Annotated in this window: 24 protein-coding genes; 13 read left to right on the top strand and 11 right to left on the bottom strand. The window is 66.7% G+C overall.

Annotated elements, in window-relative coordinates; genetic code table 11:
• Positions 1-147: 147 nt before the first annotated feature.
• The 3 genes from OH799_RS23530 to OH799_RS23520 all read left to right on the top strand — a co-directional run bounded on the left by OH799_RS23530 (position 148) and on the right by OH799_RS23520 (position 4224).
• Entirely contained in the window at positions 148-555 is a 408-nt protein-coding gene (locus OH799_RS23530) for an SdpI family protein (protein ID WP_406267960.1), read from the top strand.
• Between the two features lie 296 nt (positions 556-851).
• Positions 852-2246: an ATP-binding protein gene (locus OH799_RS23525; protein ID WP_406267957.1), complete on the top strand. Its 1395-nt coding sequence runs from the start codon at positions 852-854 to the stop codon at positions 2244-2246.
• Between the two features lie 25 nt (positions 2247-2271).
• The gene (locus tag OH799_RS23520; protein WP_406267955.1) at positions 2272-4224 is read left to right on the top strand and encodes a vWA domain-containing protein; all 1953 of its coding nucleotides are present in this window, start codon (positions 2272-2274) and stop codon (positions 4222-4224) included.
• Positions 4225-4233: 9 nt separating this feature from the next.
• On the opposite strand, the gene OH799_RS23515 is transcribed toward OH799_RS23520, so the two are convergent.
• The 6 genes from OH799_RS23515 to OH799_RS23490 form a co-directional block, all read right to left on the bottom strand.
• Positions 4234-5301: an ADP-ribosylglycohydrolase family protein gene (locus OH799_RS23515; protein ID WP_406282429.1), complete on the bottom strand. Its 1068-nt coding sequence runs from the start codon at positions 5299-5301 to the stop codon at positions 4234-4236.
• 108 nt (positions 5302-5409) lie between these two features.
• Positions 5410-5949 (bottom strand): YaeQ family protein, encoded by a 540-nt coding sequence (locus tag OH799_RS23510; RefSeq protein ID WP_406267953.1) that lies wholly within the window; start codon positions 5947-5949, stop codon positions 5410-5412.
• 59 nt (positions 5950-6008) lie between these two features.
• The gene (locus tag OH799_RS23505; protein WP_406267950.1) at positions 6009-7085 is read right to left on the bottom strand and encodes an aminotransferase class I/II-fold pyridoxal phosphate-dependent enzyme; all 1077 of its coding nucleotides are present in this window, start codon (positions 7083-7085) and stop codon (positions 6009-6011) included.
• On the bottom strand, positions 7082-8119 hold the full coding sequence (locus OH799_RS23500; protein WP_406267947.1) for a 3-oxoacyl-ACP synthase III family protein: 1038 nt from the start codon (positions 8117-8119) through the stop codon (positions 7082-7084). The genes OH799_RS23505 and OH799_RS23500 overlap by 4 nt, the downstream gene beginning before the upstream one ends.
• A gap of 10 nt (positions 8120-8129) precedes the next feature.
• Positions 8130-8789 carry an SRPBCC family protein gene (locus OH799_RS23495; RefSeq protein WP_406267944.1) on the bottom strand — a complete coding sequence of 220 codons (660 nt, stop codon included), beginning with the start codon at positions 8787-8789 and terminating at the stop codon, positions 8130-8132.
• A gap of 71 nt (positions 8790-8860) precedes the next feature.
• Positions 8861-10540, bottom strand: coding sequence for a thiamine pyrophosphate-binding protein (locus tag OH799_RS23490; RefSeq protein WP_406267941.1), 1680 nt, complete (start codon positions 10538-10540; stop codon positions 8861-8863).
• 142 nt (positions 10541-10682) lie between these two features.
• On the opposite strand from OH799_RS23490, the gene OH799_RS23485 reads away from it, so the two are divergent.
• A complete protein-coding gene (locus OH799_RS23485) occupies positions 10683-11213 on the top strand; it encodes an EXLDI protein (RefSeq protein ID WP_406267939.1) in 531 nt (176 codons plus the stop codon).
• Between the two features lie 196 nt (positions 11214-11409).
• Here the strand turns inward: OH799_RS23485 and OH799_RS23480 are convergent, their stop codons facing one another.
• From OH799_RS23480 to OH799_RS23470, 3 genes are all read right to left on the bottom strand, one after another.
• A complete protein-coding gene (locus tag OH799_RS23480) occupies positions 11410-12120 on the bottom strand; it encodes an anti-sigma factor family protein (protein ID WP_406267936.1) in 711 nt (236 codons plus the stop codon).
• Complete coding sequence (locus tag OH799_RS23475; RefSeq protein ID WP_406282427.1) at positions 12117-12644, bottom strand: sigma-70 family RNA polymerase sigma factor; 528 nt, start codon at positions 12642-12644, stop codon at positions 12117-12119. Before OH799_RS23475 ends, OH799_RS23480 begins: the two co-directional genes overlap by 4 nt.
• A 140-nt stretch (positions 12645-12784) precedes the next feature.
• Positions 12785-13429 carry a YqgE/AlgH family protein gene (locus tag OH799_RS23470; RefSeq protein WP_406267933.1) on the bottom strand — a complete coding sequence of 215 codons (645 nt, stop codon included), beginning with the start codon at positions 13427-13429 and terminating at the stop codon, positions 12785-12787.
• A 124-nt stretch (positions 13430-13553) separates the two neighbouring features.
• Here OH799_RS23470 and OH799_RS23465 point away from each other — a divergent pair, with 124 nt between their 5' ends.
• Entirely contained in the window at positions 13554-14315 is a 762-nt protein-coding gene (locus OH799_RS23465) for a lysophospholipid acyltransferase family protein (protein WP_406267931.1), read from the top strand.
• Positions 14316-14364: 49 nt separating this feature from the next.
• On the opposite strand, the gene OH799_RS23460 is transcribed toward OH799_RS23465, so the two are convergent.
• A complete protein-coding gene (locus OH799_RS23460) occupies positions 14365-14676 on the bottom strand; it encodes a GNAT family N-acetyltransferase (RefSeq protein WP_327110851.1) in 312 nt (103 codons plus the stop codon).
• Positions 14677-14831: 155 nt separating this feature from the next.
• Between OH799_RS23460 and OH799_RS23455 the strand changes: the two genes are divergently transcribed.
• Entirely contained in the window at positions 14832-16421 is a 1590-nt protein-coding gene (locus OH799_RS23455; protein ID WP_406267927.1) for an alpha/beta hydrolase, read from the top strand.
• 47 nt (positions 16422-16468) lie between these two features.
• On the top strand, positions 16469-17593 hold the full coding sequence (locus OH799_RS23450; RefSeq protein ID WP_406267925.1) for a glycerate kinase: 1125 nt from the start codon (positions 16469-16471) through the stop codon (positions 17591-17593).
• Here OH799_RS23450 and OH799_RS23445 read toward each other — a convergent pair.
• The gene (locus OH799_RS23445) at positions 17590-17940 is read right to left on the bottom strand and encodes a winged helix-turn-helix transcriptional regulator (RefSeq protein WP_406267923.1); all 351 of its coding nucleotides are present in this window, start codon (positions 17938-17940) and stop codon (positions 17590-17592) included. The two genes, OH799_RS23450 and OH799_RS23445, sit on opposite strands and share 4 nt — an antisense overlap.
• Positions 17941-18083: 143 nt before the next feature.
• Between OH799_RS23445 and OH799_RS23440 the strand changes: the two genes are divergently transcribed.
• From OH799_RS23440 to OH799_RS23415, 6 genes are all read left to right on the top strand, one after another.
• Positions 18084-18959, top strand: a complete 876-nt coding sequence (locus OH799_RS23440; RefSeq protein ID WP_406267921.1) for an NAD(P)-dependent oxidoreductase — start codon at positions 18084-18086, stop codon at positions 18957-18959.
• 497 nt (positions 18960-19456) lie between these two features.
• Positions 19457-20956, top strand: a complete 1500-nt coding sequence (istA, locus tag OH799_RS23435) for an IS21 family transposase (RefSeq protein ID WP_406265554.1) — start codon at positions 19457-19459, stop codon at positions 20954-20956.
• The gene (gene istB, locus OH799_RS23430; protein WP_406265551.1) at positions 20953-21744 is read left to right on the top strand and encodes an IS21-like element helper ATPase IstB; all 792 of its coding nucleotides are present in this window, start codon (positions 20953-20955) and stop codon (positions 21742-21744) included. The genes istA and istB overlap by 4 nt, the downstream gene beginning before the upstream one ends.
• A gap of 451 nt (positions 21745-22195) precedes the next feature.
• Positions 22196-23326: a hypothetical protein gene (locus OH799_RS23425; protein ID WP_406267919.1), complete on the top strand. Its 1131-nt coding sequence runs from the start codon at positions 22196-22198 to the stop codon at positions 23324-23326.
• Positions 23327-23345: 19 nt separating this feature from the next.
• A complete protein-coding gene (locus tag OH799_RS23420; RefSeq protein WP_406267917.1) occupies positions 23346-23993 on the top strand; it encodes an inositol monophosphatase family protein in 648 nt (215 codons plus the stop codon).
• 646 nt (positions 23994-24639) lie between these two features.
• The gene (locus tag OH799_RS23415) at positions 24640-25086 is read left to right on the top strand and encodes a nitroreductase family deazaflavin-dependent oxidoreductase (RefSeq protein ID WP_406267914.1); all 447 of its coding nucleotides are present in this window, start codon (positions 24640-24642) and stop codon (positions 25084-25086) included.
• Positions 25087-25123 lie beyond the last annotated feature (37 nt).

Raw genomic sequence — 25123 nt, 5'->3', positions numbered from 1 at the left:
TGATCGCCGATCCTGGACAAACTTCGTCTATCAGCGTAGAACGTCCGGTCTCCAGGACCGAAAATCGGGCTGGCCTGGATATCCTTCGCGGCGCTCCGGGCACGGCCCGGCAGCGGCCGGTTGGCACGGATGCGCTAGCCTCCATAGGTGTTCGTCGTCGCTCTGATCCTGTTCGTGCCGGCTGTCGTGGCCATCACAACCGGCGCACTCGGACTGACCGGTCGGCTGCCCCGCAACCGTTTCGTCGGGGTGCACACCGAGGCCGTGCTGTCGAACGACGAAAGCTTCCGTCTGGCGAACCGCGTCGCCGCTCCCACGTCCCTTGCGGCCGGGGCGCTGCTGTTCGCCGGTGGTCTCGTCGCGCTGGCCGCCAGCGGGATCGTCGCGCTCCTGGTCGCGGCCGTTGCCGCGGCCGTCGCACTGTTCACCCTGGGTGCGGGCGCCACCGCCGCCGCGCAGGCGGCCGACGCGATTGCCCCGCCCGTCGAGGTCGGCGGCTGCGGCAGCTCCTGCGGCGCGTGCTCGCTCCGCGACGCCTGCCAGCCCGCGAGCTGACCACCCCTTGGTCGGCACACGCCGACGGCGCGACCGCGGGCTGCCGATGGAATAGACGTAGCGAACACACCGCCGAGACGGCGCCGAGTTCTTTTCTCTCACCGCCGATTTCACCGGATTACCGAGGTCGCTCGCGCTGGTCGCAAGCTCGGGTAAAAGGCGTCGCGATGGTGCTCGGCTAGGTCGAGTCAGATATAACTGCCATAACCTAGTGGCGGCGTCAATGTTTTTTCCGGCATGTTTCCTTCAGCTGCTTTACGTCGACCGGATCGCCGGATGAACGTAGCGTCGAAGTCGTGACAATTCCAGAACACTTGCCCACGACCGCGGGCGAGCTGCGCTCGGCCGGCTACCTGCCGCGTGGGGTCAAGACCGAGATTCGCGAGAACCTGCTGGCCCTTCTCGGTTCCGGCAGCGACCCGTGGCCCGGCATCGTCGGCTTCGACCGGACCGTCCTGCCGCAGCTGGAACGCGCGCTGCTCGCGGGTCACGACCTCGTGCTGCTGGGTGAGCGCGGCCAGGGCAAGACCCGGCTGCTGCGCACCGTGGTCGGCCTGCTCGACGAATGGACACCCGTGATCGCCGGCGCGGAACTGGGCGAGCACCCGCTCGCCCCGATCAGCCCTGCCGGTCGCAGGCTGGCCGCCGAGTTCGGTGACGACCTGCCCGTCGCGTGGCGGCACCGCTCGGAGCGTTACGCGGAGAAACTCGCCACGCCGGACACGTCCGTCGGTGACCTGATCGGTGACGTAGACCCGGTCAAGGTGGCCGAGGGCCGCAGCCTGGGCGATCCCGAAACCATCCACTTCGGACTCGTGCCGCGCGCCCACCGCGGCATCGTGGCGATCAACGAGCTGCCCGACCTCGCCGAACGCATCCAGGTCGCGCTGCTGAACGTGATGGAGGAACGCGATATCCAGGTTCGCGGCTACACCCTGCGCCTGCCCCTGGACGTGCTGCTCGTCGCGACCGCCAACCCTGAGGACTACACCAACCGGGGCCGGATCATCACGCCGCTGAAGGATCGGTTCGGCGCGGAGATCCGCACCCATTACCCGCTCAGCGTTCAGGCCGAGGTCGCCCTGGTTCGCCAGGAGGCCGAACTGGTGGCCGAGGTAGGGGATCCGCTGATCGAGGTGCTCGCTCGATTTGTGCGGCAACTGCGCGAGTCGTCCGCGATCGATCAGCGGTCCGGAGTGTCCGCGCGGTTCGCGGTCGCCGCGGCCGAAACGGTGTCCGCCGCCGCGCTCCGGAGGTCCGCGCTCACCGGGGAACATCCCGCCGTCGCCCGGCCGGTCGATCTCGAATCCGTGCCCGCGGTGTTGCGTGGCAAGCTGGAGTTCGAGTCCGGCGAAGAGGGACGCGAGCAGGAACATCTCACCCACCTCCTACGGCGCTCGTTCTCCGAGACCGCGAGGGAACTGCTCGGCGGTCTGAATCTGCGGCCGTTGGCCGAGGCGGTCGGTGCCGGTCACCTGGTCACCACCGGCGAACGTGTGCCAGGCGAGCAGGTCCTGTCCGCGCTGCCCGAACTGCCCGTCCTGCACGAGGTCGCCGGTCGGCTCGGCATCGGCGCCACCGACCCGCCCGCCCGGATCGCGGCAGCCGTCGAGTTCGCCCTGGAAGCCCTCTACCTGGCTCGCCAAGTCGCCAAGGATTCCGACGACGACATCGCGGTGTACGGCGGGTGACCGCCGCCGCATCCCGGGAGGCACCATGACAAGCGCTGACCGCTACTCCTACGGGCCCTATCACGACGGGCCCGATCCGCTCGCGCCGCCGCTCGACCTGCGGGAGGCGCTGGACCAGATCGGGAACGAGGTGATGGAAGGCAGCTCGCCCCGCACCGCACTGCAGGAGCTGTTGCGGCGTGGCACCAGCACCATGCCGGGACTGGAGGAGCTGACCCGCAGGCTGTGGCAGCGCCGCTCCGAGATATCCCGGCGGCACCGGCTGGACGGCACCCTGCAACAAGTCCGCGAACTGCTGCAAGGGGCACTGGAAGCCGAGCGTGGTGCACTGTTCCCCGACCCGTCCGACGACGCCAGATTCGCCGAAGCGCAGCTGGACGCACTGCCAGCGAGCACGGCGGCCGCCGTCAACGAGCTCACCGACTACAACTGGCGATCGGAAACCGGCCGCGAGAACTACGGGAAGATCCGCGACCTGCTCGGCCAGGAACTGCTGGAATCCCGTTTCCAGGGCATGAAACAGGCCCTGCAGAACACCGGGCCCGAAGATGTCGAGCGGGTCAGGCAGATGATGTCCGACCTGAATGACCTGCTCGCGGCACATGCCAGCGGCGAGGACACCGAACAGCGGTTCGCCGACTTCATGGCCGAGCACGGCGAGTTCTTCCCGGAGAACCCCAGCAGTACCGAGGAGTTGATCGACGCGCTCGCCGCCCGTGCCGCCGCCGCGCAACGGATGATGAACTCGATGTCCGCACAGCAGCGAGCGGAGCTGGCCGAACTGATCGGCCAGGCATTCGGCGATCCGAGCGTCGCCCAGCAGGTCGCCGCGCTGGACGCGAATCTGCGGGCGTTGCGTCCAGGGGAGGATTGGGACTCCGAGCAGCGGTTCCGCGGCCAAGACCCGCTCGGCCTGGGGGCCGGCGCGCAAGCCCTGCAGGACCTCGCCGAACTGGATGCGCTAGCCGAGCAACTCGGCCAGTCCTACCCGGGTGCCCGGCTGGAGGACATCGACTTGGACACACTGGCCCGCCACCTCGGCGAGGACGCGAGCGTCGACGCGGCCCGGCTGGCCGAGCTGGAGCGGGAACTGCGCAGGCAGGGCCTGTTCGAGCGGACGAAGGACGGCTCGCTTCGGTTGACTCCCAGGGCTTTGCGGCGGCTCGGTGAGGTGGCGCTGCGCCGAGTCGTCGGGCAGTTGCGGTCCCGGCGCGGTGAGCGGGACACCGCCTTGGCGGGTGCGGCCGGCGAGCCGACCGGTTCCGCGCGGAAGTGGCGGTTCGGCGACACCGAGCCGTGGGACGTGCCGAGGACTGTCCGCAACGCCGTGCTGCGGTCGGCGTCGACGAGCAGTCGCCGTGTCGCGCTGGACGTATCCGACGTCGAAATCATGGAAACCGAGCAGCGGTCCAGGGCAGCCGTGGCACTGTGCGTCGACACGTCCTGGTCGATGGTGCAGGACGGCAGGTGGGTGCCGATGAAGCGCACGGCCCTTGCCCTGCACCACTTGATCGGCACGCGTTTCCGTTCCGATGCGCTCCGCGTGATCACCTTCGGCCGGCAGGCCACCACCGTCGATATCGGCGAGCTGACCGCGCTGGAAGCGGTGTGGGAACAGGGCACCAACCTGCACCACGCGCTGCTGCTGGCCGCACAGCACCTGCGCAGGCATCCGGACGCCGTGCCTGTTGTGCTCGTCGTGACCGATGGCGAGCCGACGGCTCACCTGGAGCCGAACGGTGCGGCGTACTTCAGCTGGCCGCCGCAGCCGCGCACTCTGGCCGTGACCATGGCCCAGGTGGATGCCGTGGCCAAGCTCGGCGCGTCGGTGACGGTCTTCATGCTCGGCGATGACCCCCGGCTGGCCGCGTTCGTCGACCTGGTGGCCCGCCGCAGCGGTGGCCGTGTCGTGGCCCCCGACCTCAACGGTCTCGGCGCGGCCGTGGTCAGCGACTACCTGCGTGGCAGGCGCGGCTGATCGCGACCTTCACAGGCCCTCGTCGAATGGATATCGGGCACCGAGAGCCGACCGGTCGCCGAGCCACAATGTCATCACGAGGTCATCGGCGACCTGGACCAGCACATCGCGTCCCTCGACCGCGGATACCCAATCCTTCGGCAACCCGGAGACACCATGGATGGCGCCGAGCAGGTTGCCCGCGACCGCGCCGGTGGAATCGGAGTCACCGGAGTGGTTCACCGACAGCAGCAGCGCTGCCTGCACATCGCCGGTCCTGGCTGCTTGCAGGGCGCAGTACACCGCGATGGCCAGGCACTCCTCGGCGATCCACCCTGCACCGACCTGCTCGACCTGTTCGGCGCCGGCCGGATGCTCGGACAACTCGACGGCTCGTGTCAGTGCCGCCACTGTTTCCGCACCGGCGGGGAACGCCGTGAGCTGAGTGAGAGTCTGCTGCACCGCGATCGGCAGCTCGATACCGCTCACCACGCGATCGACCAGCGCCGCGAACGCGCCCGCCGCGACATATCCCGTGGGATGCCCATGCGTCAACTGCGCGGCCCGCGCGGCCGTAGTGAATGCATGATCAGGTCCCGCACCGGCCAGTCCGAACGGCGCGGACCGCATCACGGTGCCGCATCCCTTCGACCCCGGATTCACCTGTCCATTCTCGCCGAACGGACCCGGCTCGAGAAATCCTCGTGCCTGCTGACTCAGCCCGGACATGCACGCGTTTCCCGGCGCACGCGCCGCATACAGGAACGGCAGGCTCGCCAGCCACCCATCGGGTTCGGCTGTGGGTGCCTCCTGTCTCTGGGTCTGTAACCAGCGCAGATAAGCCCGTCGCAGCGCCGGCACCGGGTCGGCGCCCGGCGCGGCCCGCAACAGTCCCTCCGCGGTGAACAGCGTCATCTGGGTGTCATCGGTGATCTGCTGCGCCGCCCCCTCGACATACTGCGGTAGAAAACCCGTCACGCCTTCGGCGCCATACCGCTGGCGAATCTGCGTCAGCTGCAGGAATTCGATAGGCCACCCGAGCGCATCACCGACCGCCCCACCCAGCAGAGAACCCCGGACCCGGTCGAAGACCGTCATGTAATCCACCACGACGCACCATCATTACGCATCCGTCGCACATGTGCCCCCCATGTCGTCTTCGGGGGTCACATCATCGACACCGGCGCCGACTCGAGGCAGCGACAGTCAGAGTCGGTGCTCGTCGACCGATGTGCTCAGGCCCGTACCGTTGAGGTCCAGGTACAGCAGGCGCTCGGTGATCGACAGGGTGACGGTGTTGCGACGTTCGATCGCAGCGACGGCGGAATCGACGAAGGCACGATCGAAGCTGTAGAGGGGAATCGAGTCGGCGCGATGGATCCGCTTGCCGCCTAGTTGCGCCAGCACTTTGGCGGGCTCGCGATGGGTGTAGATGGCGACGCGTTCAGCCAGTTTGCTGCCTCGGTGCACCCGCTCCGCGTCGGGTGCGCCGACTTCGATCCAGGCGGTGAGGCGCCCAGTGAGATCGCGCACCAGCACTGCGGGCTCGTCGGTCGACGAAACGCCGCCGTCACTGAAGGCGATCCCCTCCTCGTACTCGAGGCAGTAGGCCAACAGTCGCGTCAGCATGAACTCGGCTGTTTCGGACGGGTGGCGCGCTACCCGCAACTCCAAATCCTGATAGACATCACGGTCGACGTCTGCCAGTTGAACGGCGAAGCTGTGCAGAGTTGCGCTGAGGGCCATAGGAGCAGGAGCTTAAAGAAGCCCACGCGCATGCCCCACAGCGAGTCCCACCAAACCATCTACGGCGCGAAATCGACCTCCGCAACCGGTCGACTTCCATCGAGCGCTCGCAATACCGCGTGACCGGCGTCTGGATCGCCGACCGCGATCCGCGCGCTCCCGTCGGGGTAGGACTTCGCGACGATACCGGCCCGGCGCAGCGCCGTCGCGACGCCGGGGCCGGGCAGGTACAGGAAGTTGGCGTGGCTGCGGGGCACCGCCATCCCGCGGTCGCATAACGCGCTGCGCAGGGAGTCGCGCTCCGCGGTGATCCGCAGGGTCCGCTCGGCGAGTTCGGGTTCGGCGGCGTAGGACGCGCAGACCGCGGCCACCGCCGCCGCACCCATCCCGAACGGCAACTGCAGCCTGCGGACCCGCGCGATCAGCTCGCTGCTGCCGAACGCGTACCCGATACGCAGTCCGGCCAACCCGTACGCCTTGGAAAACGTGCGCAGCACAAGGAGATTGCGGTATCTGCTGATCAGCGGCAGTGGGTCGACGTATTCGGCGGCACCGAGGAATTCCATATAGGCCTCGTCCAGAATTACCGGCACCCGGGTAGGAACACCGGACAGGAACGCCTTCAGCTCGCTCGCCGGGATCGCGGTGCCGGTCGGATTGTGCGGCCGGCACACCACCACCAGCGCGGTCCGCTTGCCGATGGCTCGCCGCATTGCCCACAGATCCTGATTGCCCGCGACATCCAGCGGTACCGGCACGGCCTCGACGCCGGTCATTTCGGCCAGGATCGGATAGCCGTCGAAAGTCGGTGCGCCGTAGACGATTTCGGCCCCCGGCGTGGCTACCGATTGGAGGATCTGCATTGCCACACCGGTCGCGCCCGACCCGACCACCACCTGATCCGACCGCACCCCGACATGCTGTGCGATCACCGCAGGCAGCCGTCGAGGCAGGAACTCCGGATACCGGTTCGCCTGCGTCAGCGCCGTATTCACCGCCCGCAACACCGAAGGCAGCGGTGGAAACGGGTTCTCGCTCAAGTTCAGGTCGAAGAGGGGCTGCACGCGCGGCGATCGATGGTGGCGTGAAGGCCTGGTGTCGTGCCGGCCAGGCTCGTCGGCGAGACGCAGGCTCATCGCGCGGCTCCCCAGCGGACGGCCGCCGCGCCCGCGAAGTCGCCCGCATGCGCGAACGCCGCCATCAGCACCAGCGATCCGTTGCGCAGCCTGCCCGCGCGGTTCTCCACGTCCAGGGTCACCGGGATCCCCGCGGCGAAGAGATTGCCACAGGAGTCGAAGGTGTCCGGGTGCCGTTCGGGCGGAAGCTCCAGCGCGTCGTGCCAGTTGCGCAGGAACAAGCGGTTCGGCTGGTTGGTGACGAAGGTATCGATGTCGCGTCCACGCACCCCGATCCGGTCGCAGACCGCGAGCGCCACCTCAGGGACCAGGCGGTTGCCGCGGGCGAACACCTTGGTGATTTTGGACTCGGTGAAGCTGACGCAGGCCTGCCCCTCGCCCGGCTCCCAGTACTTGCGCTCTCCATTGGTGGAAAAGTCCATGTCCCCGGCGAACTCGGGATAAGTCTGGCATTCGATGTCGAGGATCGGCGCGCTGTCGTCCTTCACCAGCAGACCGACCCCGCAGCCGTCACCGGGCACCGGCGCCTGGGCCAGCTTGCGGATCTCGGTCTGGGCGAACACCTGTCCGGAGCAATTCTGCGTCGCCGCTATCAGCGCGGTGCGGGCGTCGGTCGTCTGCAACACCATGCGAGCCATCGCCATCATGTGCACGAATGCCGCGCAGCCCCCGTTGTGCACGTCGTAGACGAACGAGGGACGAATGTCGAGCCGCCGCGCCACCTCGGGGCCACAGCCGAGCACCGGATTGTCCGGAAGCTGGGTGTGGGTGATCAGCACGTCGACATTCGCGATCGTGTCCGCGCCGTGGCGGTCGATCAACGGCGCGACCGCTCGCTCCACCATGTCCACCGCTGTCTCGTCTCGCGCCACGTGGTGCCGGCCCTTGGGAGCGCGGAACATGACGTTCTTCGCCATCCGTTCCGAGCGCGCGAACTGGGTGAAGTACTCGGTGCCGACCGGGTCGCCGGGCAGGTAGCTGGCCACGTCGACCAGGCTGACCGGGGGCAGAGCAGGGGGGTTCGTGGAGTTCATCGGTGACGCCTCACTTCATCCAGTCGGGCTTGACGGGCAGGCCGTGCGATGCCCGGTACTCGCAGATCGCCTTGAGGTTGTCCATCTCCAGCTGGTGGCCGGCCGAGAACATGTCCCAGAAGTCGCCCACCCACACCGGCCGCTTCGGCGGTGCGGTCTCGGGATAGGGGTTCTCGTCGTAGAACGGATGCTTGCAATTCACCCACACCACCACCGAACCCGGCTTGTTGAACACGACCTGCGCGTCGACCACGCGCATCAGGTAGATCATCCACAGGTGCTGTCCCTGGTCCCAGGCGCAGTGGTAGTCCACCGTCATGGCATCCGGGTTCGCGATGGTGCGGGTGAAGATCTTGGTCGCGTCGCCGAGCCGGTCGTAGGCCAGCCACAGCCCGGGTTCCTCGGTCTCGACGAAACCGCGCAGGCTGTAGCTCCACTCCTCCAGCGACCGGGTGTCGGCGAGATACTCGTACACCTCGCGCGGCGGTGCGGCGATATACGCCTGGACCGGGCAGTATTCGCCGTAGATCTGGTCGTGCGGATACACCGACCGCAGCATGTCCATGATGATCGGGGTTGTCGCGTCCTTGTCGGAGTTCTCGATGCGCAGCACGCCGGGAACGGCACCCTCCGCGATGTCGCTGAGTGCGGGCAGGGAACTTGTGGTCACGGTGGTACTCCTCACAGTGGTGGACTCCTGCACCCGATCGGCCCCGGCCAGGGCGTCGCGAGTGTGTTTCATCAGGAAACCCCGGATTGTTCGATGGTCGTCAGGAAGGGAAGGAACGGAGGGATCTCGTCGGCGTCGCAGTCGATCGAAAGGAACGACGGCCCTTCGGTTTCCCAGCAGCGACGCAGCGCGTCGGCGAGTTCGTCGGCGTCGCCCACGGAGAATGTGGACAGTCCGGGAAACATGCTGCCGACACCCTTACCGATATGCGCGGGCTGGAACCTGTTGAAGCTGTATCGATCCCGGTAGTACAGCTGTTCCCTGGTCACGCACATGCCATGCGCGTTGTTGTTGAGCACGATGAACGTGATCGGCAGCGCGTGCTCGATCGCGGTGTGCACCTCCATGCCGTGCATGAAGAACGCCCCGTCGCCCGCGATGACAACGGTGCGGCGAACGCCGCTCGCTGTCCGGTGCCGCGCGAAGGCCGAGCCGATCCCGGCACCGAACGCGTAACCCATCCCGCCCATGCCGAGCGCGACGGTGAACCGTCCGCCCCGCGGTACCCGCAGGTGGTGCACGACGGAGGCGCCGGTGTTGCCCGCGTCCGCGAACACGTCCGTGCCATCCGGCAGTGCGGCGTCGATCGTCTCGACCAGGTCCCGGTAGCGCAGGCCGGGACCGGAGGATTCGGGCACCCGCAACGGCGTCGGTGGAGGTGCGGCGTGATCACGCTCGGAGGCCGTCGCACCAGTGTCCAGTTCGTCGGCAAGGTCGGACAGTGTGCGCGACAGGTCGGTACTGGTGGCGTGGATGGCGGGGGGATAGGGCGGCGCGACGCCGATGCTTGCCAGTGTGCCGTCGAGTCCGTCCAGGGCGGAACGTGCGGTGACCGGCAGTTGCGTGCCCACCAGCAGGCACAGGGCCGCGGAGCGGACGGCCACGATCAGCTCGGGATGGCCCATGGTGCCTGCGACGCCGCGGAATCCGGGGTCGGTGTTGTCATAGGTGTCCTTGGCGTCGGGGGTGACTCCTACGGCGGCGTCGAGGACGGTGGCCAGGCGGGCGAGCGCCTCGCGCGCGTTGTCGCGTGCGACCTGGTCACCGGCGATGATCACGATCTTCCCGGTGCGCCGGGCCGCCGTGAGCGCGGCGCGCACCTCGGCGAGTCCGGCCTTGTCCTGCCGATAGTTTTCGGCGGGCAACCGGAGCGGCGGAACGTCGCCGATGTCCTCCTGCTGCACATCCTTGGGCAGCAGGAGGACCGCGGGCCCGCCGCGCCGGGCGGCGCCGACCGCCCTGGCCACCTGATCGGGTAGGTCGGCGCCGGTCTCCACTCGCGCGCAGTAGGTACTGATCGCGCCGAACAGGCGTACCGCGTCGATGGTGCCTGCCCGCCCGCTGGTGTCCTGAAAGGCGCCGTTGCCCTCCAGTGCGGTCGGCGGTTGCCCGACAAGTGCGAGCACCGGAACCCGCGAGGCGAACGATTCGGCAAGTCCGGCGACGAGATTCATGGCGCCGCCGCCGGATGTCGCCGCGACCACACCGATTCCGCCGGTCGAGCGGGCGTAGCCGTCGGCCATGGTGGCCGCGGAGAACTCATGCTTGGCGACCACTCCGGTGAGATCGCCTGACGCCTCGAATATCGCGTCGTACAGGTCCTCGATATTGGCGCCGTCGACCCCGAAGATATGGCGCACGCCCAGTGCTGAAACTGCTCGCACCAGATAGTCGACTACCCGGTTCTGCATCGGCACTCCTTCCTGTACACGGCGTGTTGCCGAGCACACGCGAGATTGCGTACACGAGTGATACGGGTGAGAACGCCGGATGGTTCAACCCTTGACCGTAGTCAGTCTTGTATGTACGTATACATCTACGTATAGTAGGTTCATGCCGAACAAGACGATCTATGTTGCCGATGACGACCTCCCGCTCTTCCAGCGCGCGCAGGAGCTGGTCGGTGGCAACCTCTCCGGGGCGGTGGTCACGGCGCTGCGCCGGTTCATCGAACTCGAAGAAGGCCGACTGGAGGGCTACGACGAGATTGTGCTCGGCGTGGGTCGCGACGGTGTCCGGCAGGTCCGATTCTCCGGCACCTTGCTCGGGGAGTGGCGCGACGTCAACGACACTCGCATCGAGCACGTCCGGGTGTATCGCACCCGCAAAGGCAAGTACGTGATGCACGCCCAGTACTCGAACTGGGATGAGTATCCCGCCGACGCGGGCGCGAATTTGCTCAAAGACTGGAAGGATCCGAAGAGTTGGCGCCGTCTGCTCGGTGTCGGACAACAGGATTGGGGCGAGTTCCTCTTCGTTGTGGTGGATTCGCTCGACGAACTGAAGGGGCAACTGCCCGACAAGTTCTACCAGCGGGTCGTGGACGTGGCAGAGGGGCCGAAGATCGAGGATCTCGACATCTAGTCGAATCGCCCAGCACGACAATCGAGTAACGCATCGAAGCGCCGCACCGGGGGAGCGGCGCGATCGCCTGGTGCGTGGGCATCGCGATGGTCGGATATGCGTGGTCGTCCTCGATCTTCCGGCGGCAGACGCGCTGATCGATTGCCGCACCGACGATCCCCCGCCGAAAAGTATCGGCGGGGGATCGTTCGATCGATCAGACCGTTCCGGCCAGCAAGACCTTGCCGCTGGCCGCGGACCGGATCTCGACGGTGCGAACCTGGTCGGGCGGGCCGTCGATGGTGTAATCGACGGTCAGCTCGGTGCCGGGGGACGCGGGCCAGCGGCCGAGTTCCTGCTGCTGTCCGTCGTTGCGGGTGACGTACAGGGCGAGGGGCCAGTTGTAGCGCTGGTCGCTCGGTGCGTAGCTGCAGGACATCACTACGCGCGTCCTGTCTCCGGCGGGAACGAGTTTGAAGCTCGCCGAGACCGGCGTCGGCTCCAGCGGCTCCATCCGGCGTTCGGCGAAGACCTGCTCGGAGGTGCCGGTGTCCGACCCGGTCACTGTGACGGCGATGGGCACCGCGATCGCCACCGCGGCGGCGGCCGCCGCCACCGCCGTGCCGATGGGCACCCACCGGCTGCGGCGGCGGCGGCGCTCGGCCGCGTCGGCGAGCCGGGGCAGCAGCTGCGGCATCGGCGGCGCGGCCTCGGCCGCTGCGGCCTCGGTCGGCCCGATCATCGACAGCGCGGTCTCGGTGTCGACCAAGGCGAGCATGCCGGGCAGCCCGGCGAGTCCGGTCACCGCGGCCTGGCAGTCGGGGCAGCCCGCCAAGTGCTCCTCGTACTTCTGACGCTCGGCCCGGGTGAGGGAGCCGAGCACATACGGCGCATCCCACGTGGTGTAGTCGTCGGTGACATCCGTCATTGATTCGTCACCCCCATCTCCTGAAGTGCCAGTCGTAAGGCCCGCATGCCGTAGTGCATTCGGGATTTCACCGTGCCTGCCGGAATGTCGAGTTCTTCGGCGATCTGATGAGTGGAAAGCCCTCGATAGTAGGCCCGCACGATCACCTCACGGTGGTCGCCGCTGAGCCGGCCGAGAGCGTCCGCGATCAGCCAGCCGTCCAGCGCGCGGTCCGACTGGTCCGGCGTGGGCTGTTCGGGCGGACTGTCGGTGCGGAACTCGCGTCGGTTGCGGGCACTGCGATGCTCATCCACCACGAGATTGCGTGCCACGGTGAACAGCCACGCACGCGCCGACGTAGTCGATTGATCCAAGACGTTCGGGCGTTGCCACGCACGCAGCAATGTCTCCTGCACGATGTCCTCGGCCCGCCCCGGGTCTCGGACCAAACCAAGCGTGTACCGCCACAAGGCGGTGGCGTGATCGCGATAGAGAACCCGCATCAGCTCCGCTTGATCGTCCGGCTTGTCCGCCGCTCCGCGTATTCTGCGCACAAGTAGGTGCCTCTCTGCTTGTGTTGCGGGGCTGGTTATCGGTCGTAAGCGATAAGTTACTCATGTTCTGCCGGATCAGTCGTCATGTCTCATACCGTGTCTCCTGCTATCCCTTCGAGGAGTACACGTACTCAGTTGCGTTCGAGTTCAATCGGGTGCGTCGCGAGCAAGGAGAGGGGCAGCGGCTGGCGGCGCAGCACGTGTGCCCACAGGTCGGGGCGGCCGGTGCTGATCGGATCGGACGGCAACGCAGACAGCACGATCCAGTCGTCGTTCTCCAGCTCGCCTTCCAGCTGCCCGAAGGTCCAGCCCGCGTAGCCCGCGAACACCCGGATGCCCTCGACGAGGGGGACGATCCGTTGCGGGTCGGCGTCCAGGTCGACCAGGACGACTCGGCCGTCGATGCGGCGGAGTCCGGGTACGTTCTCGATCCGCGCGCCGACCCGGACGGTGCCGAGGCACAGCGGCGCGTCCCGCTTCACCGGGCCGCCGATGAACAACGTGCGCGGCGCGGCGACCGCGTCGGTCCAGCGGGGGAGCACGTCGTGCACGGCCGTATCGCTCGGACGGTTCAGCACCACCCCCAGGCTGCCCGCCTCGTTGTGCTCGATGATGTAGACGACGGTGCGCCGGAAGGTGGGTTCGACCAGTTCGGTGGCCGATACCAGCAGTGTTCCCGCGCGCACCACCTGTTCGCCGTGCCGAGAATCGCGTCGTTTGCGGTCACCATGCCCGCCGCGAGTTTGCCGATCGTCCGGGTCTTCTGCGCGTGCCACCACGACATCATCTCAGCTGTTCGCCCGCAATGCGCCTTCTGCGACCGACTTCTGTCTTCCGGATTTGCCCGAGCGGATGTCGGCGCCCGCCGCACCGGTTTTCCGGCATCGTAGAGTCCAGATCATGGAACCGCCCGAGGTGCGACTCGAGAACAGCGACAGCGTGTACGACTTCTATCGCGAGCATCGCCAGAATCGACTGCAGGCTTGGGGAGCGTACGCCATTCTCGGCCGTCGATACCATCCGCGTGTCGCCTACGCCGAAGGTGCGCGCGAACTGCTCCGCAGGGTGATCAAGCAGGGGCGGCCGCTGCTGATCGCCATCAACCACCTGTCCGAGAACGACCCGTACACCGTCGCGGCGGCGGCTTGGCGCAGCGGGCTGCGGCCGGTGATCGGGCGGGTGCGCGTGCTGGCCAAGGACGAGCTGTTCGTGGAACCCGACCAGCGGCGCAAGATCGACATGATGGGCGGCATCCCGGTGTTCCGTGGCAAGGACCACGGCATCCGCGCGGTGAACGCGGCCGGTCAGCGCATGATGGACATCTGCGCTGAGCGGATGGCCCGCGGCGACGGCGTCGCGGTGTTCCCTGAGGGCACCTGCAACGATGTCGACCCGACCAAGGTGCAGACCGTAGGCAGCGGGATCGGGCACATCGCGTTCCGCGCGATGAAGCTCGATGCCGAGCCGGTGCTGGTGTCCGTCGGGCTGAGCTACGGGCCGCGCCAGGATCCGACGGTGCCGCCGACGAGGGAAGAGGCGAAGTCGGCCAGCTTCTACTTCAGCGTGCCGGTGCTCGACCTGCCGACCCGGCCCGGTGACATCGCCCGCTTGGTGCGGGCGGACCTGCAACAGGCATTGGACGGCGCCGTCGCGGCGTACTGAGGGCTCATGCCGCTCGGCTCCGGCATGAGCGCGTCGGCGGCCGCGTCGCTCACAAGGGCAGGTTCAGCCGGTCCCGGGCCCAGTGCGGCACCATCGTCAAGTATTCGGGGCGCGTCTCGATGAAGTGATGGACCGTCCGGCACATCGGCAGCGCGCCGAGCTTGTCGTCGCGGGTGCTGTTCAGCGCGGTTTCGACCAGCAGCCGTGCATAGCCCTGGCCCTCGTAGCGCGGGTAGATCTCGGTGTGCACGAACGCCCGCTCGGATGCTGTGTCCTGGTATTCGGCATAGCCTGCGATCGCACCGTCGACGTAGATCTCGAAGCGTTCCAGTGCGGTGTTGTTGCTGACCTCGGTCGACATGGCTCGAAGCTACTCCGGTGCCTCGGTAACCGGGTAACCACCAGGTCGACCGGGCGAAATCCCGCCGCCGACTTGTCTGTCGACGCGAGTCTGCGCAGAATGCTCTTGATCGAGGCGTCCGCACCCGAGCGAGGCAGGCCCGGGAGGTACACAACATGATGAGGACGCTGCGCATATCGCGGGTCGTGGCAACCGTGGTCGCCGCGAGCCTGCTCGGGGGATCACTCGTCACCGGCCTTGCGCAGGCCGAGCCGGGCATGGTGTTCGGGGCATGCCCCGACCGTGCCGTGACGGCCGATCGCGGCGTGCGGTGCGCTGTCGTCAGCGTGCCGATGAACTATGCCGAGCCGAACGGGCCGAAGATCGAGCTGACTGTCAGCCGGATCGCGGCCAGCGGCGAGCGCGCGGGCGTTCTCTTCGCCAATCCCGGTGGCCCCGGCGCCGACGCACTGGACTACTGGGCACGACGGTCCGAGGTATTCCCCCTCGATCTCGGCGCGCACTACGACCTCGTCGCCGTACAGCCGCGCGGGCTGCGCTGGGCTACGCCGCTCGACTGCGCGGCGGGTACGAAAACCGAAGAGGGCGAGCGAGTTTCACTTGGTGGCGGCGACCGCGATGCCATCAAGAAGGCTTGCGACGCCGCACGCCCCGGCTACCTGGACACCATCACCACCGAGAACACCGCGCGCGACTTGGACGCCGTGCGCGCCGCGCTCGGGCTGGAGCGGATCAGCTACCTCGGCACGTCCTATGGCACCTATCTGGGCGCGGTGTACGCGGCGCTGTTCCCCGAACGGGTGGATCGGATGATCCTGGACTCCAATGTCAACCCGGACTGGGTGTGGACCGAGGAGTTCGCCCAGCAACAGGTGGCAGGCAAACAGCGCCTCGACGACCTTTTCGCTTGGATCGGTGAGCACGACGGCGAATACCACCTCGGCGAGACTGCGCTGCAGGTCTACCGGAACTGGGTCCGGCTGGCGGCCGATCAGGGCGGCGGCTGGTACGCCAACCTGACCCCGCCGCCCGCGAGTGTCGCCGATCTGCCCGGCGCGCTGCCCGAGCCGCTCGCCGAGATCGCGCGTGACGGCTACAACGGCAGCGTCGAACAGCTGGGCAAACTGCAGAACCTGTTGCGCACCTTGGTCTCCGGCGGTGTATCGGCGCAGGTGCCGCTGCTCGGCGCGACGGCCGTCGCCACCTACACGCGCACGTTCTGGCCGATCTTCGCCCGCGCGATGGCCGACGTGGCCGTCGACCCGGCGAACGTGCAGCGGCTGCGAGCCATCGAAGGCGCGACCTCGACCGACCCCACCGGGCGTTTCGTCTTCGCCGCCGTCACCTGCAACGAGAACGCCGTGCCTGGCAGGCCGGAGCTGCTCGGCGCCGCGGTCGGCACCATCGCCTCCGGCGGCGACGCCATGGACGCGCGCGCCGACCTGGTCCGGTCCGGGATGGCCTGTGGTGCCTGGAAACCGGTGACTAAGCCGGTACGGATCACCGGGGCCGGCCTGCGCACCCCGCCGCTGGTACTGCAGAGCCGTCACGACGCGCTGACCAAATACGAGGGTGGCCCGGCCATGGCGAAGGCACTGAACGGTGCGCTGATCACCGTAGACGGCGGCGACCACGGAACCTTCGGTCGCGGCAATGCCGCCGTGGACGAGGCGGTGCTGACCTATCTGCGGACTGGGCAGGTCACCATCACCCAGGCCGACCAAGCCCCGCTGCCCGCGAGCTGATGGAGGGCCGTCGTGCGGTTGCCCCGGCGGCGCCCGACAATATGGGGATGACGCGCATGTCCGCACCCCGGGTGATTCTCGCCCCGGACAAATTCAAAGGATCGCTCAGCGCACCGCAGGTGTCGGCGGCCCTTGCCGCGGGTTTCGCGCGGGTCGCGCCGGAAGCCGTCATGCGGCAGGTGCCGGTCGCCGACGGCGGTGACGGCACGGTCGAGGCGTTCGTCGCCGGGGGCTGGACGTGCGTCGAACTGACCGCTCCTGGGCCCACCGGTGTGCCGTGCCGCACCGCCTACGCTAGGCATGAGGCGACCGCGGTCGTCGAACTGGCCGCGGTGGTCGGTCTGGCGAAACTGCCTGGGGGGCAGCATGATCCGCTCGGCGCGAGCACCTACGGGCTCGGCGTGGTTGTGGCGCACGCCATGGACAACGGCGTCACCGACATCGTGCTCGGTCTCGGCGGCAGCGCATCCACCGACGGCGGCGCGGGCATGCTGCAAGCGCTCGGCGTCCGCGTTCTGGACTCCGATGGGCAGGAATTACCCCCCGGGGGAGCCGCTTTGGCACGCGCCACGCGCGTGGACCGTTCCGGGCTGCATCCCGCGGTCGCCGGCACGACCTTCACCCTGGCCTGCGACGTCGACAATCCGTTGCTCGGGCCGACCGGCGCCGTCGAGGTGTACGCACCGCAGAAGGGCGCGGGCCCCGCCGAACTCGATGTCCTCGAGTCCGCGCTCGCCACCTGGGCGCGCGTCACAGGCCCCGACTTCGCACTCCGCCCGGGCGCGGGCGCCGCGGGCGGCACCGGTTTCGGCGCACTCGCCGTGCTCGATGCGCAGGTGCGCAGCGGGATCGAAGTCGTGCTCGAACTTCTCGACTTCCCCGCGCTGCTCGCCACCGCCGCCCTCGTGATCACCGGCGAGGGATCGCTGGACCGGCAAAGTCTGCACGGCAAGGCGCCGGTCGGCGTGTGCGCGGCGGCCCGAGAAGCGGATGTCCCGGCGGTTGCCGTTGTCGGCCGCACTTTGCTCGCGCCCCAAGAGATCCGGGACGCAGGCTTCGCGCGCTGCTATGCGCTCGCCGACCTGGAACCCGATCCCGGCCGCTCGATGGCCGACGCGGCGGCACTGCTCGAGCGCATCGGTGCGCGAATCGCGGTCGACAATCCGGTTTAACCCGCGGACGCCAAGAGGTTGGCGGCGAGTTCGTGCCGATGCCGCTCGCCCCACTCCTCCAGCGGACGCAGGGCGGCGGCCAATTCCTCGCCGAGCGGAGTGAGGGAATATTCGACGCGCGGAGGGACCTCGGCGTACACCTCGCGGTGCACTACACCGCCGGACTCGAGTTGACGCAGGTTTTCGGCGAGGACCTTCTCGCTCACGCCGTCGAGCAGGCGGCGGATCTGGCCGAAGCGCTGCGGGCCCGCGCCGAGCACCCACATCAGATGCAATTTCCACTTGCCACCGACGACGTCGATCGCGACCGTCATCCCGCACACATCGTGATCTGCGTCACTGCTCATGTCCACCGCGCTCCTTTGACCTCATGTCGAACCTCGAGGTAAGCAACCACACCCCGACGTTCGGTCTTCCCGACTCTACCTGCGGCAACGACCATGGATCGCGGCGCCGACAAACAACCGAACGAGAATCGAAGGGACACCTCATGTCCGAGCAGACCCCCCGCTCCGTCTCCGTCATAGGCCTCGGTCCGATGGGCCAGGCCATGGTCCGGGCATTCCTGGACGCGGGTGTCGAGGTGACGGTATGGAACCGTAGCTCCGACAAGATCGACGCCATGGTCGAACTCGGTGCGAAGCGCGCCGCGACCGTCGCCGACGCGCTCGACGCCAACGAGGTCACGGTGCTCAGCCTCACCCACTACGCCGCCATGTACGACGTGCTCGGGCAGGCGACCGACCACCTGAAGGGCAAGGTGATCGCGAACCTGTCCTCGGATTCCCCCGAGAAGGCGCGAAAGGGTGCGGAGTGGGTCCGCTCGCACGGCGCACAGTTCCTCTCCGGCGGCGTCATGTCGGCGGGTGACAACATCACGCACCCGGCGTCGTACATCTTCTACAGCGGTCCACGCGAGGTGTTCGACGCGTACGCCGAGCTGCTGAGCCCGCTGAGCCCGCAGGAGTACCTCGGGGCCGACGACGGTCTGGCGCAGGTGTTCTACCAGGCCCTGCTGACCATTTTCCATCCTTGGCTGCTCGCCTTCGACCAGGCGACCGCGGTGATCGATCGCTCCGGCCACGACATCGCGAAGTTCGTTCCGTTCGCGATCCGCTCGGCCGCCGCGTTCCCCTACTTCATGGAGGAATTCTCGGTGGCCAACCAGAATGGCGGCTGGGCGACGTTGGCGAGTCTGAAGATGATGGACGCGGGCGCGCAGCACATCATCGACGCGAGCGAGGAAGTCGGCGTCGACGCCACGTTCTCGCATACGGCACAGGCGTTCTGGCGCAAGGCCGTTGCCGCTAGTGAGCAGGCGGGTACGGCGGTCTCCACGTATGCGTTGATGCGTGGCGACGGGTAAACGCCGAGGTCTCAGCAGGATTCGACAAGTGGTGGCGGTGGAGAAGACGACCTCACCGCCGCCTTTGAGTCGGCCGCTCGGCGCGGCCCAGTTCCAGGCTCGGCCTGGGCGCTGTGCCCCCGTCGGGCGCCCTATGCCTCCATCGTTCGTTGAGCGGCAAATCATCGTGCACGAACGTCACCGAGCCTCCCTGGACGTGTCGGGCTTCATTCGTCCGGTGTCGATCAGTGCTCGGCGGGCTGCTGCCTTGCGCGGGCATTGGTCGGCGCGACAGTCTCTGTGCCGCTGCATGGTCAAGTGTGCTTCGGGAATACTGAGCGAGTGATCCTGTCCATGGCCGTGACAAAGTCCCCGCTGGTGGCTGGTTGTAGGTCGCCGCTGGCGGCCAGGTAGAAGTCCCCATTCCTCTTGCTCGTCGTGTCATGCCCGGAGCTCATGGCCTGGGCGGTGACGGTGATAGCGCCAACTGTCATTCCGTCACTGCCCAGGGAGTTCCATTGAAGTCTGCGAGGGAGCGAATGGACATCATTTCCGCCTATCGAGAGGTCGGAACCTATCGGGGGGCCGCCGAGCTGTGCGGCACCACGCACAAGACGGTGAAACGGGTCGTCGAGCGTGTCGAGGCCGGCGGCCGGCCGCCGGAGCGGGCACCGCGGTCCCGAAATTACGACTCGGTGCAGGATCTGGTCGCCGAACGGGTCGCCAAGTCGAAGGGCCGGATCTCGGCCAAGCGGCTGTTACCGGCCGCTCGCGCTGCCGGTTACGAGGGGTCGCCACGGAATTTCCGGCGCCTGGTGTCGGAGCAGAAAGCGTTGTGGCGCAAGGATAATCATCGGGGTCGTCGTCCGGCGGTGTGGTCGGCGGGTGAGTATCTGGTGATCGATTGGGCCGAGGCCGCGCCTGGGTTGCAGCTGTTTTGTGCGGTGCTGGCGTTCTCGCGGTGGCGGTTCACCGCGTTCGCCACCGACCAGAAACAGTCGACCACCCTGGCCATGCTCGCCGAAGCGTTCACCGCGATCGGCGGCGTCCCCGCCCGGGTGCTCGCCGACCGGATGGGCTGCCTGAAGGGCGGGGTGGTCGCGAACGTGGTCGTCCCGACACCCGAATACGTTCGGTTCGCAACACATTACGGTTTTCGTCCCGACTGGTGTCACGGCAGCGATCCGCAGTCCAAGGGCATCGTGGAGAACCTGTGTGGCTATGCCCAGCGGGATCTGGCGGTCCCGCTGCTGACCGAGGCCGCGATGACCGGGACGGCCGTGAGCCTGCGCGAGGCCAACGCGGCGGCGAGGACCTGGTGCGCGGAGGTGAACTCGCTGGTGCATTCGGAGATCTGTGCCGTCCCCGACGAACGCCTGGTCGTCGAGCGGGAGTTGTTGCGGGGATTGCCGTCGCTGCGGCTCGAGGTCGGTGCACCGGCGGTGACGCGCACGGTCGACCGGCTCTCGTGTGTGCGTTACGGGTCGGCCCGCTACTCGGTGCCGACCCGCCTGATCGGTGAGAAAGTGCAGATCGTCCTCGACTGCGGCGCGCTGCTGGTGCTCGAACCGGCGACCGGGGTGATCGTGGCCGAGCACGAACTCGTCGCTCCCGGTGACGCGTCGATCCTCGATGACCACTACGACGGGCCCCGGCCCGCGCCCAACCGCGGGCCGCGTCCGAAAACCACTGCAGAACAGCAGTTCTGCGCCCTCGGGCCGGACGCGGAAGCGTTCCTGGTCGGCGCGGCCGCGATCGGCAACACCCGCCTCGGCGCCGAGTTGGAGATCCTGCTCGCGCTCGGCGCCGCCCACGGCGAAGCCGCGCTGGTCGCGGCGTTGCGGCGGGCGGTCGCGTTCGGGCGGTTCCGCGCCGCCGACGTCCGCTCCATCCTCGCCGCTGGCACCGGCACCCCGCAGCCGCGGGGGGCCGGTGACGCGCTGGTGCTGGACCTGCCCACCGCACCGATCCGGTCCCTGGATGCCTACAAGATCACTCGTGACGGGAGCGCCTCGTGACCACAGCTCGATCGAAAATCGTCGCTCCCAAGCCGATTCCGGAACTCGCCGCCGATCTCGACGCTGGGCTGCGGCGGTTGAAGCTGGCCACGGTCCGGCGCACCGCGCCGGAGGTGCTGGCGGTCGCGAAAACCCAGCGCTGGACACCGGAAGAGGTGCTGCGGACTCTGATCGAGGCCGAGTTGGCTGCCCGCGACGCCTCCAACGCGGCCAACCGGCTCAAGGCCGCCGCGTTCCCGGTGACCAAGACTCTCGACAGCTTCGACGTGTCGGCGTCGTCGATCCCGCAAGCCACCTTCGACTACCTGTCGAGTCTGGAATGGGTTCGCGCGCAACACAATCTCGCGATTATCGGTCCACCGGGGACAGGCAAGAGCCACACCCTGATCGGGCTCGGCCACGCTGCGGTCACCGCCGGCCACAAGGTCCGCTACTTCACCGCCGCCGATGTAGTCGACACCCTCTACCGCGGCCTGGCAGACAACACCGTCGGCCGAATCATCGACACCCTGCTGCGCGCGGACCTCGTGATCCTCGACGAGATCGGGTTCGCGCCACTGGACGACACCGGCACCCAGCTGCTGTTCCGGCTGGTCGCAGCCGCCTACGAACGCCGCTCGCTGGCCGTCGCGTCGCACTGGCCGTTCGAGCAATGGGGCCGGTTCCTGCCCGAACACACCACCGCCGCCAGCATCCTCGACCGGCTCCTGCACCACGCCACCGTCGTCATCACCGACGGCGACTCCTACCGCATGAAACACCGCAACAAACGAGGTGACCGCCCCTGAACTAACCACCCCACCCCCAGCAAAGGGGTGGGGACTTCAACCCCGGCCACCAGCGGCGACCTGAAAGTGGCCATTGACAGATCCGGTGCCTCATGCGGCCATCCAGTAGGCCACACCCCAGCGTCGGGCCGCTCGGTGCGAGCCCGTTCGCGTCGCCTTTGCGCTCGCCACTCGTCCTGTACGCGATCGATGATTGCTTGCACTGATGCGTCGTCTGGCTCGGCCTCTCGCCACCAGTTGAACCCCATCACGTTCACCCCTGCCGTGTAAGCCTGTCGTTGGTTGCACGCCACCCGGCGGGGTGAAATACAGGTACGCAGCTGGCTTATCTCAGGATCTTGCAGCTGAGCGTTACAACCAAGTCACAGGGAATCAGACAAGCCTGGGCGGAACGTCTATCAACGCGTGGGAAACGTGGGCGCGAGGGCGTGGCCAAGGATCGCCCCCGTCGTTGTCGAGCGTGCTGATCTTGTGCGCCGCCTATGGCCGTGGTCCCCTTGGAGCGGCGGAAGAATATGTGTCGCCGACCGAGTTGATTGCCGAGGCGTACGAACGCCTGCCTATCGAGGATCAGCTGTCGCTCAAGCAGTTCACTGCAAACAATGAAGCCCGATCGCAAAGCGGTCGTAAACCGTCACATGCGACGTTGCGGACACGCGAGCCTGTCTCGGTTTCCGAGGGAATGAAAAGTCAGATGGGCGGAGAGTTCACCCTTTCGGTGCCCACGGTCGAGTATGGCAACTCCGACATTCTTGTATGCTCTCTACCCAATCCGCAACCGGGTCAGTTATTGGATTTGACGTGGGAGACATTCGGAACCGGAATCGAACGGTTGTCACGGCAAATAAAGAATATTGGCAAGCGCCTCGATGTGGACGTGTGCTTCGGCGTGAATGATGCTGGTCTAGTGATGGCAACTTTCCTCGCTTCGTCTCGGTTCTCCCGCTGTAAGATAGGCTACCTCCGTTGCAGCAAAATCCGTGACGGCCTCGATCTGGATGTTGCATCATATTTTCCCGAAACCAGGGATGCGCCTACAATATTCATCTGCGGCTTCGAAGTCAAACACGCCGATGTTGTCGGTTATATCGCTCGCCGGGTTCGGGAGCGGTACCCGAAAGCCGAGCTGTATTTCGCCGTGTTCGGGGCGATGACCAAGGGGCGTGACTTGAAAGTGGCGAGCTTCGATGATCTGACCGGGGCCAAAATAATGCGCGCCGCCGAGTTCGAAGCTATCTTCATCGCAGCGACGATGAGCCCTCCCGGTATCGAACCCCCGCTAGAGTTTGCGATGACACGGAAAAGAGGCGGTTGCCCGATGAGTAGTGTGAACATAGTCCCAGACCTCGCGCAACGTATCGCCAGTGTGGTTCGCCAGATGATGGGAGAAATCCGGCCACAACTGATCGATGCTGCGCTGACCGGTCGTCGCGCGGGAAATGAGAATTTGCGCCATTCCGACAATTTCCTGTCCGATTATGACCTGTGGATGCATGAACGCTACAAAGAGGTGTTAGTCGAACACATACCCTCGTTCATTCTACGCCTCAGAGGAAGCCGATCCAGAAGTCATTGGAGATGAAGCCGATCCCGATTTATGCGTGCTGGTCGATCCTCTGGATACCAGTGAGTTGGCCGTGCGTGGACTATACGGCTACACGCATATAATGGTCTACTCACGTACTCTGGCTCGGCCTGTTGCCGCTGTGGTCGGCGATATTTTTCATCATGTTCAGATATATTTAGCGTTCCGCGATGTCAGTGGTGGCGATTGCGCGTTCATCATTACCGAAGACGGCGATGAGCACCTTCTCGACAGGCCGTCGAGCGCGAGCCTTACCGAGGCATTGGTCACCAATTACATGATGCGCCCCGAGCAACGATTCCAGCCACTTGCCGAGCAGCAGGAGTTCATAAATGCGCTCAGCGCACCGGCTCGGGATGGAAAAGCAAGGGGTCGTATCGGTGTCGATTTCGGATCGATTGGCCTGTGTCACGTAGCCGCCGGGTTCTCCGACGCTATGATCGAATTCGCAAAGGGATTCGCAATCTGGGACCTATCCCCAGGGCACTATATTCTGCACGCTGCAGGGGGTAGCGTGATCGATCTTTACGGAGCGCTGATTCCGTTGGACTATGATCTGGGCTCATTGTCCGAAATCAAGAGCGCAATGAAGCGACGTCAAAAATTCATTGCTGCCGGAAATATCGAACTCGCAAACGAAATCCGCACAACGCTTCATACCTGAGACCTGTCAGCAGCTCATGGGGCCCGGTGGATGCCCTGGCGTCTGCCGGGTTCGTCGTGTCGGGTGCGGGGGCCGTGATGCCGAACCAGCGGAACCAATCCCTCGCGATAGTCGACTTTTTCATTCCTGTGCACGTCCGGTTACGTGCGCCGACCTGGGGACGACGGCTCCGAGCGTTGTCTTCGACCGCAGATCAAGGGATTTCGTGAAGAAGCCTTCGACGTTGGGATCCGCCAGAACCTTTGGCGCACCGCCAGCGAAGTGGGCTTCTTCCGCGTCGGCGACCTGGCGCACGGCGATCGTTCGGCCGAGCGTCTTCGCCAAGCATTATTGCTCGGGGACGATGAATATCGCAGCGCCCGTGCGGATGTACTCGCGGTCCTCGTGTCCGTTCGCGGCCAGGGCCACCGCTGCGACCAAGATCAACCGGACCGCCGTGGCCACGACACCGGCTCCGCGAACAGCCACTGAAGAAGCCGTGCGAGCGGCGCATGGTGGAGGCGAAGTGTGAGCGCGGCCTCCGTGGTGTGCCTCTCGTCGTTTGGTGGGCGGGCAGGAGAAGAGAGAGCGGTGCTCTTGACTTTGGGTCCGGTCGGTGGAACACTTCTCTCTATAGAGAGCAGTGATCACAAATAAGGAGTAAGTCATGGACCTCGGCACCCGCTACATCGGCCCCTCCGGCATCGATCCGATCATGAACCGGATCGCTAATCTGCTGCCCAAGCTGGGGATAAGCGTGATGGGATCGCGCCTGCTCGCGGTTCGGGGACGCAAGAGCGGCGAGTGGCGGACCACGATGGTGAACCTGATGGTGCGGGAGGACGGCGCCCGCTTCCTCGTCGCACCGCGAGGGCACACACAGTGGGTGCGCAACCTGCGTGTCGCGGGTGGCGGCGAGCTGCGGCTCGGCCGCAAGGTCGAGGCGTTCACCGCCACCGAGATCGCCGACGCCGACAAGGTGCCATTGCTGCGGCTTTACCTGCGGAAGTGGGGCTGGGAGGTCGGCAAGTTCTTCGAGGGCGTGACCAAAGACGCGACCGACGAGGAGCTTGCCGCCATCGCGCCCGGCTTTCCGGTGTTCCAGATCAAGTGACGAATCGCCGGTGTCGTCAAGCCCGATCGAGGCGAAC

Source organism: Nocardia sp. NBC_00881 (assembly GCF_045207455.1).
Taxonomy (GTDB): domain Bacteria; phylum Actinomycetota; class Actinomycetes; order Mycobacteriales; family Mycobacteriaceae; genus Nocardia.
This window is presented reverse-complemented; position numbering and strand designations above follow the sequence as displayed.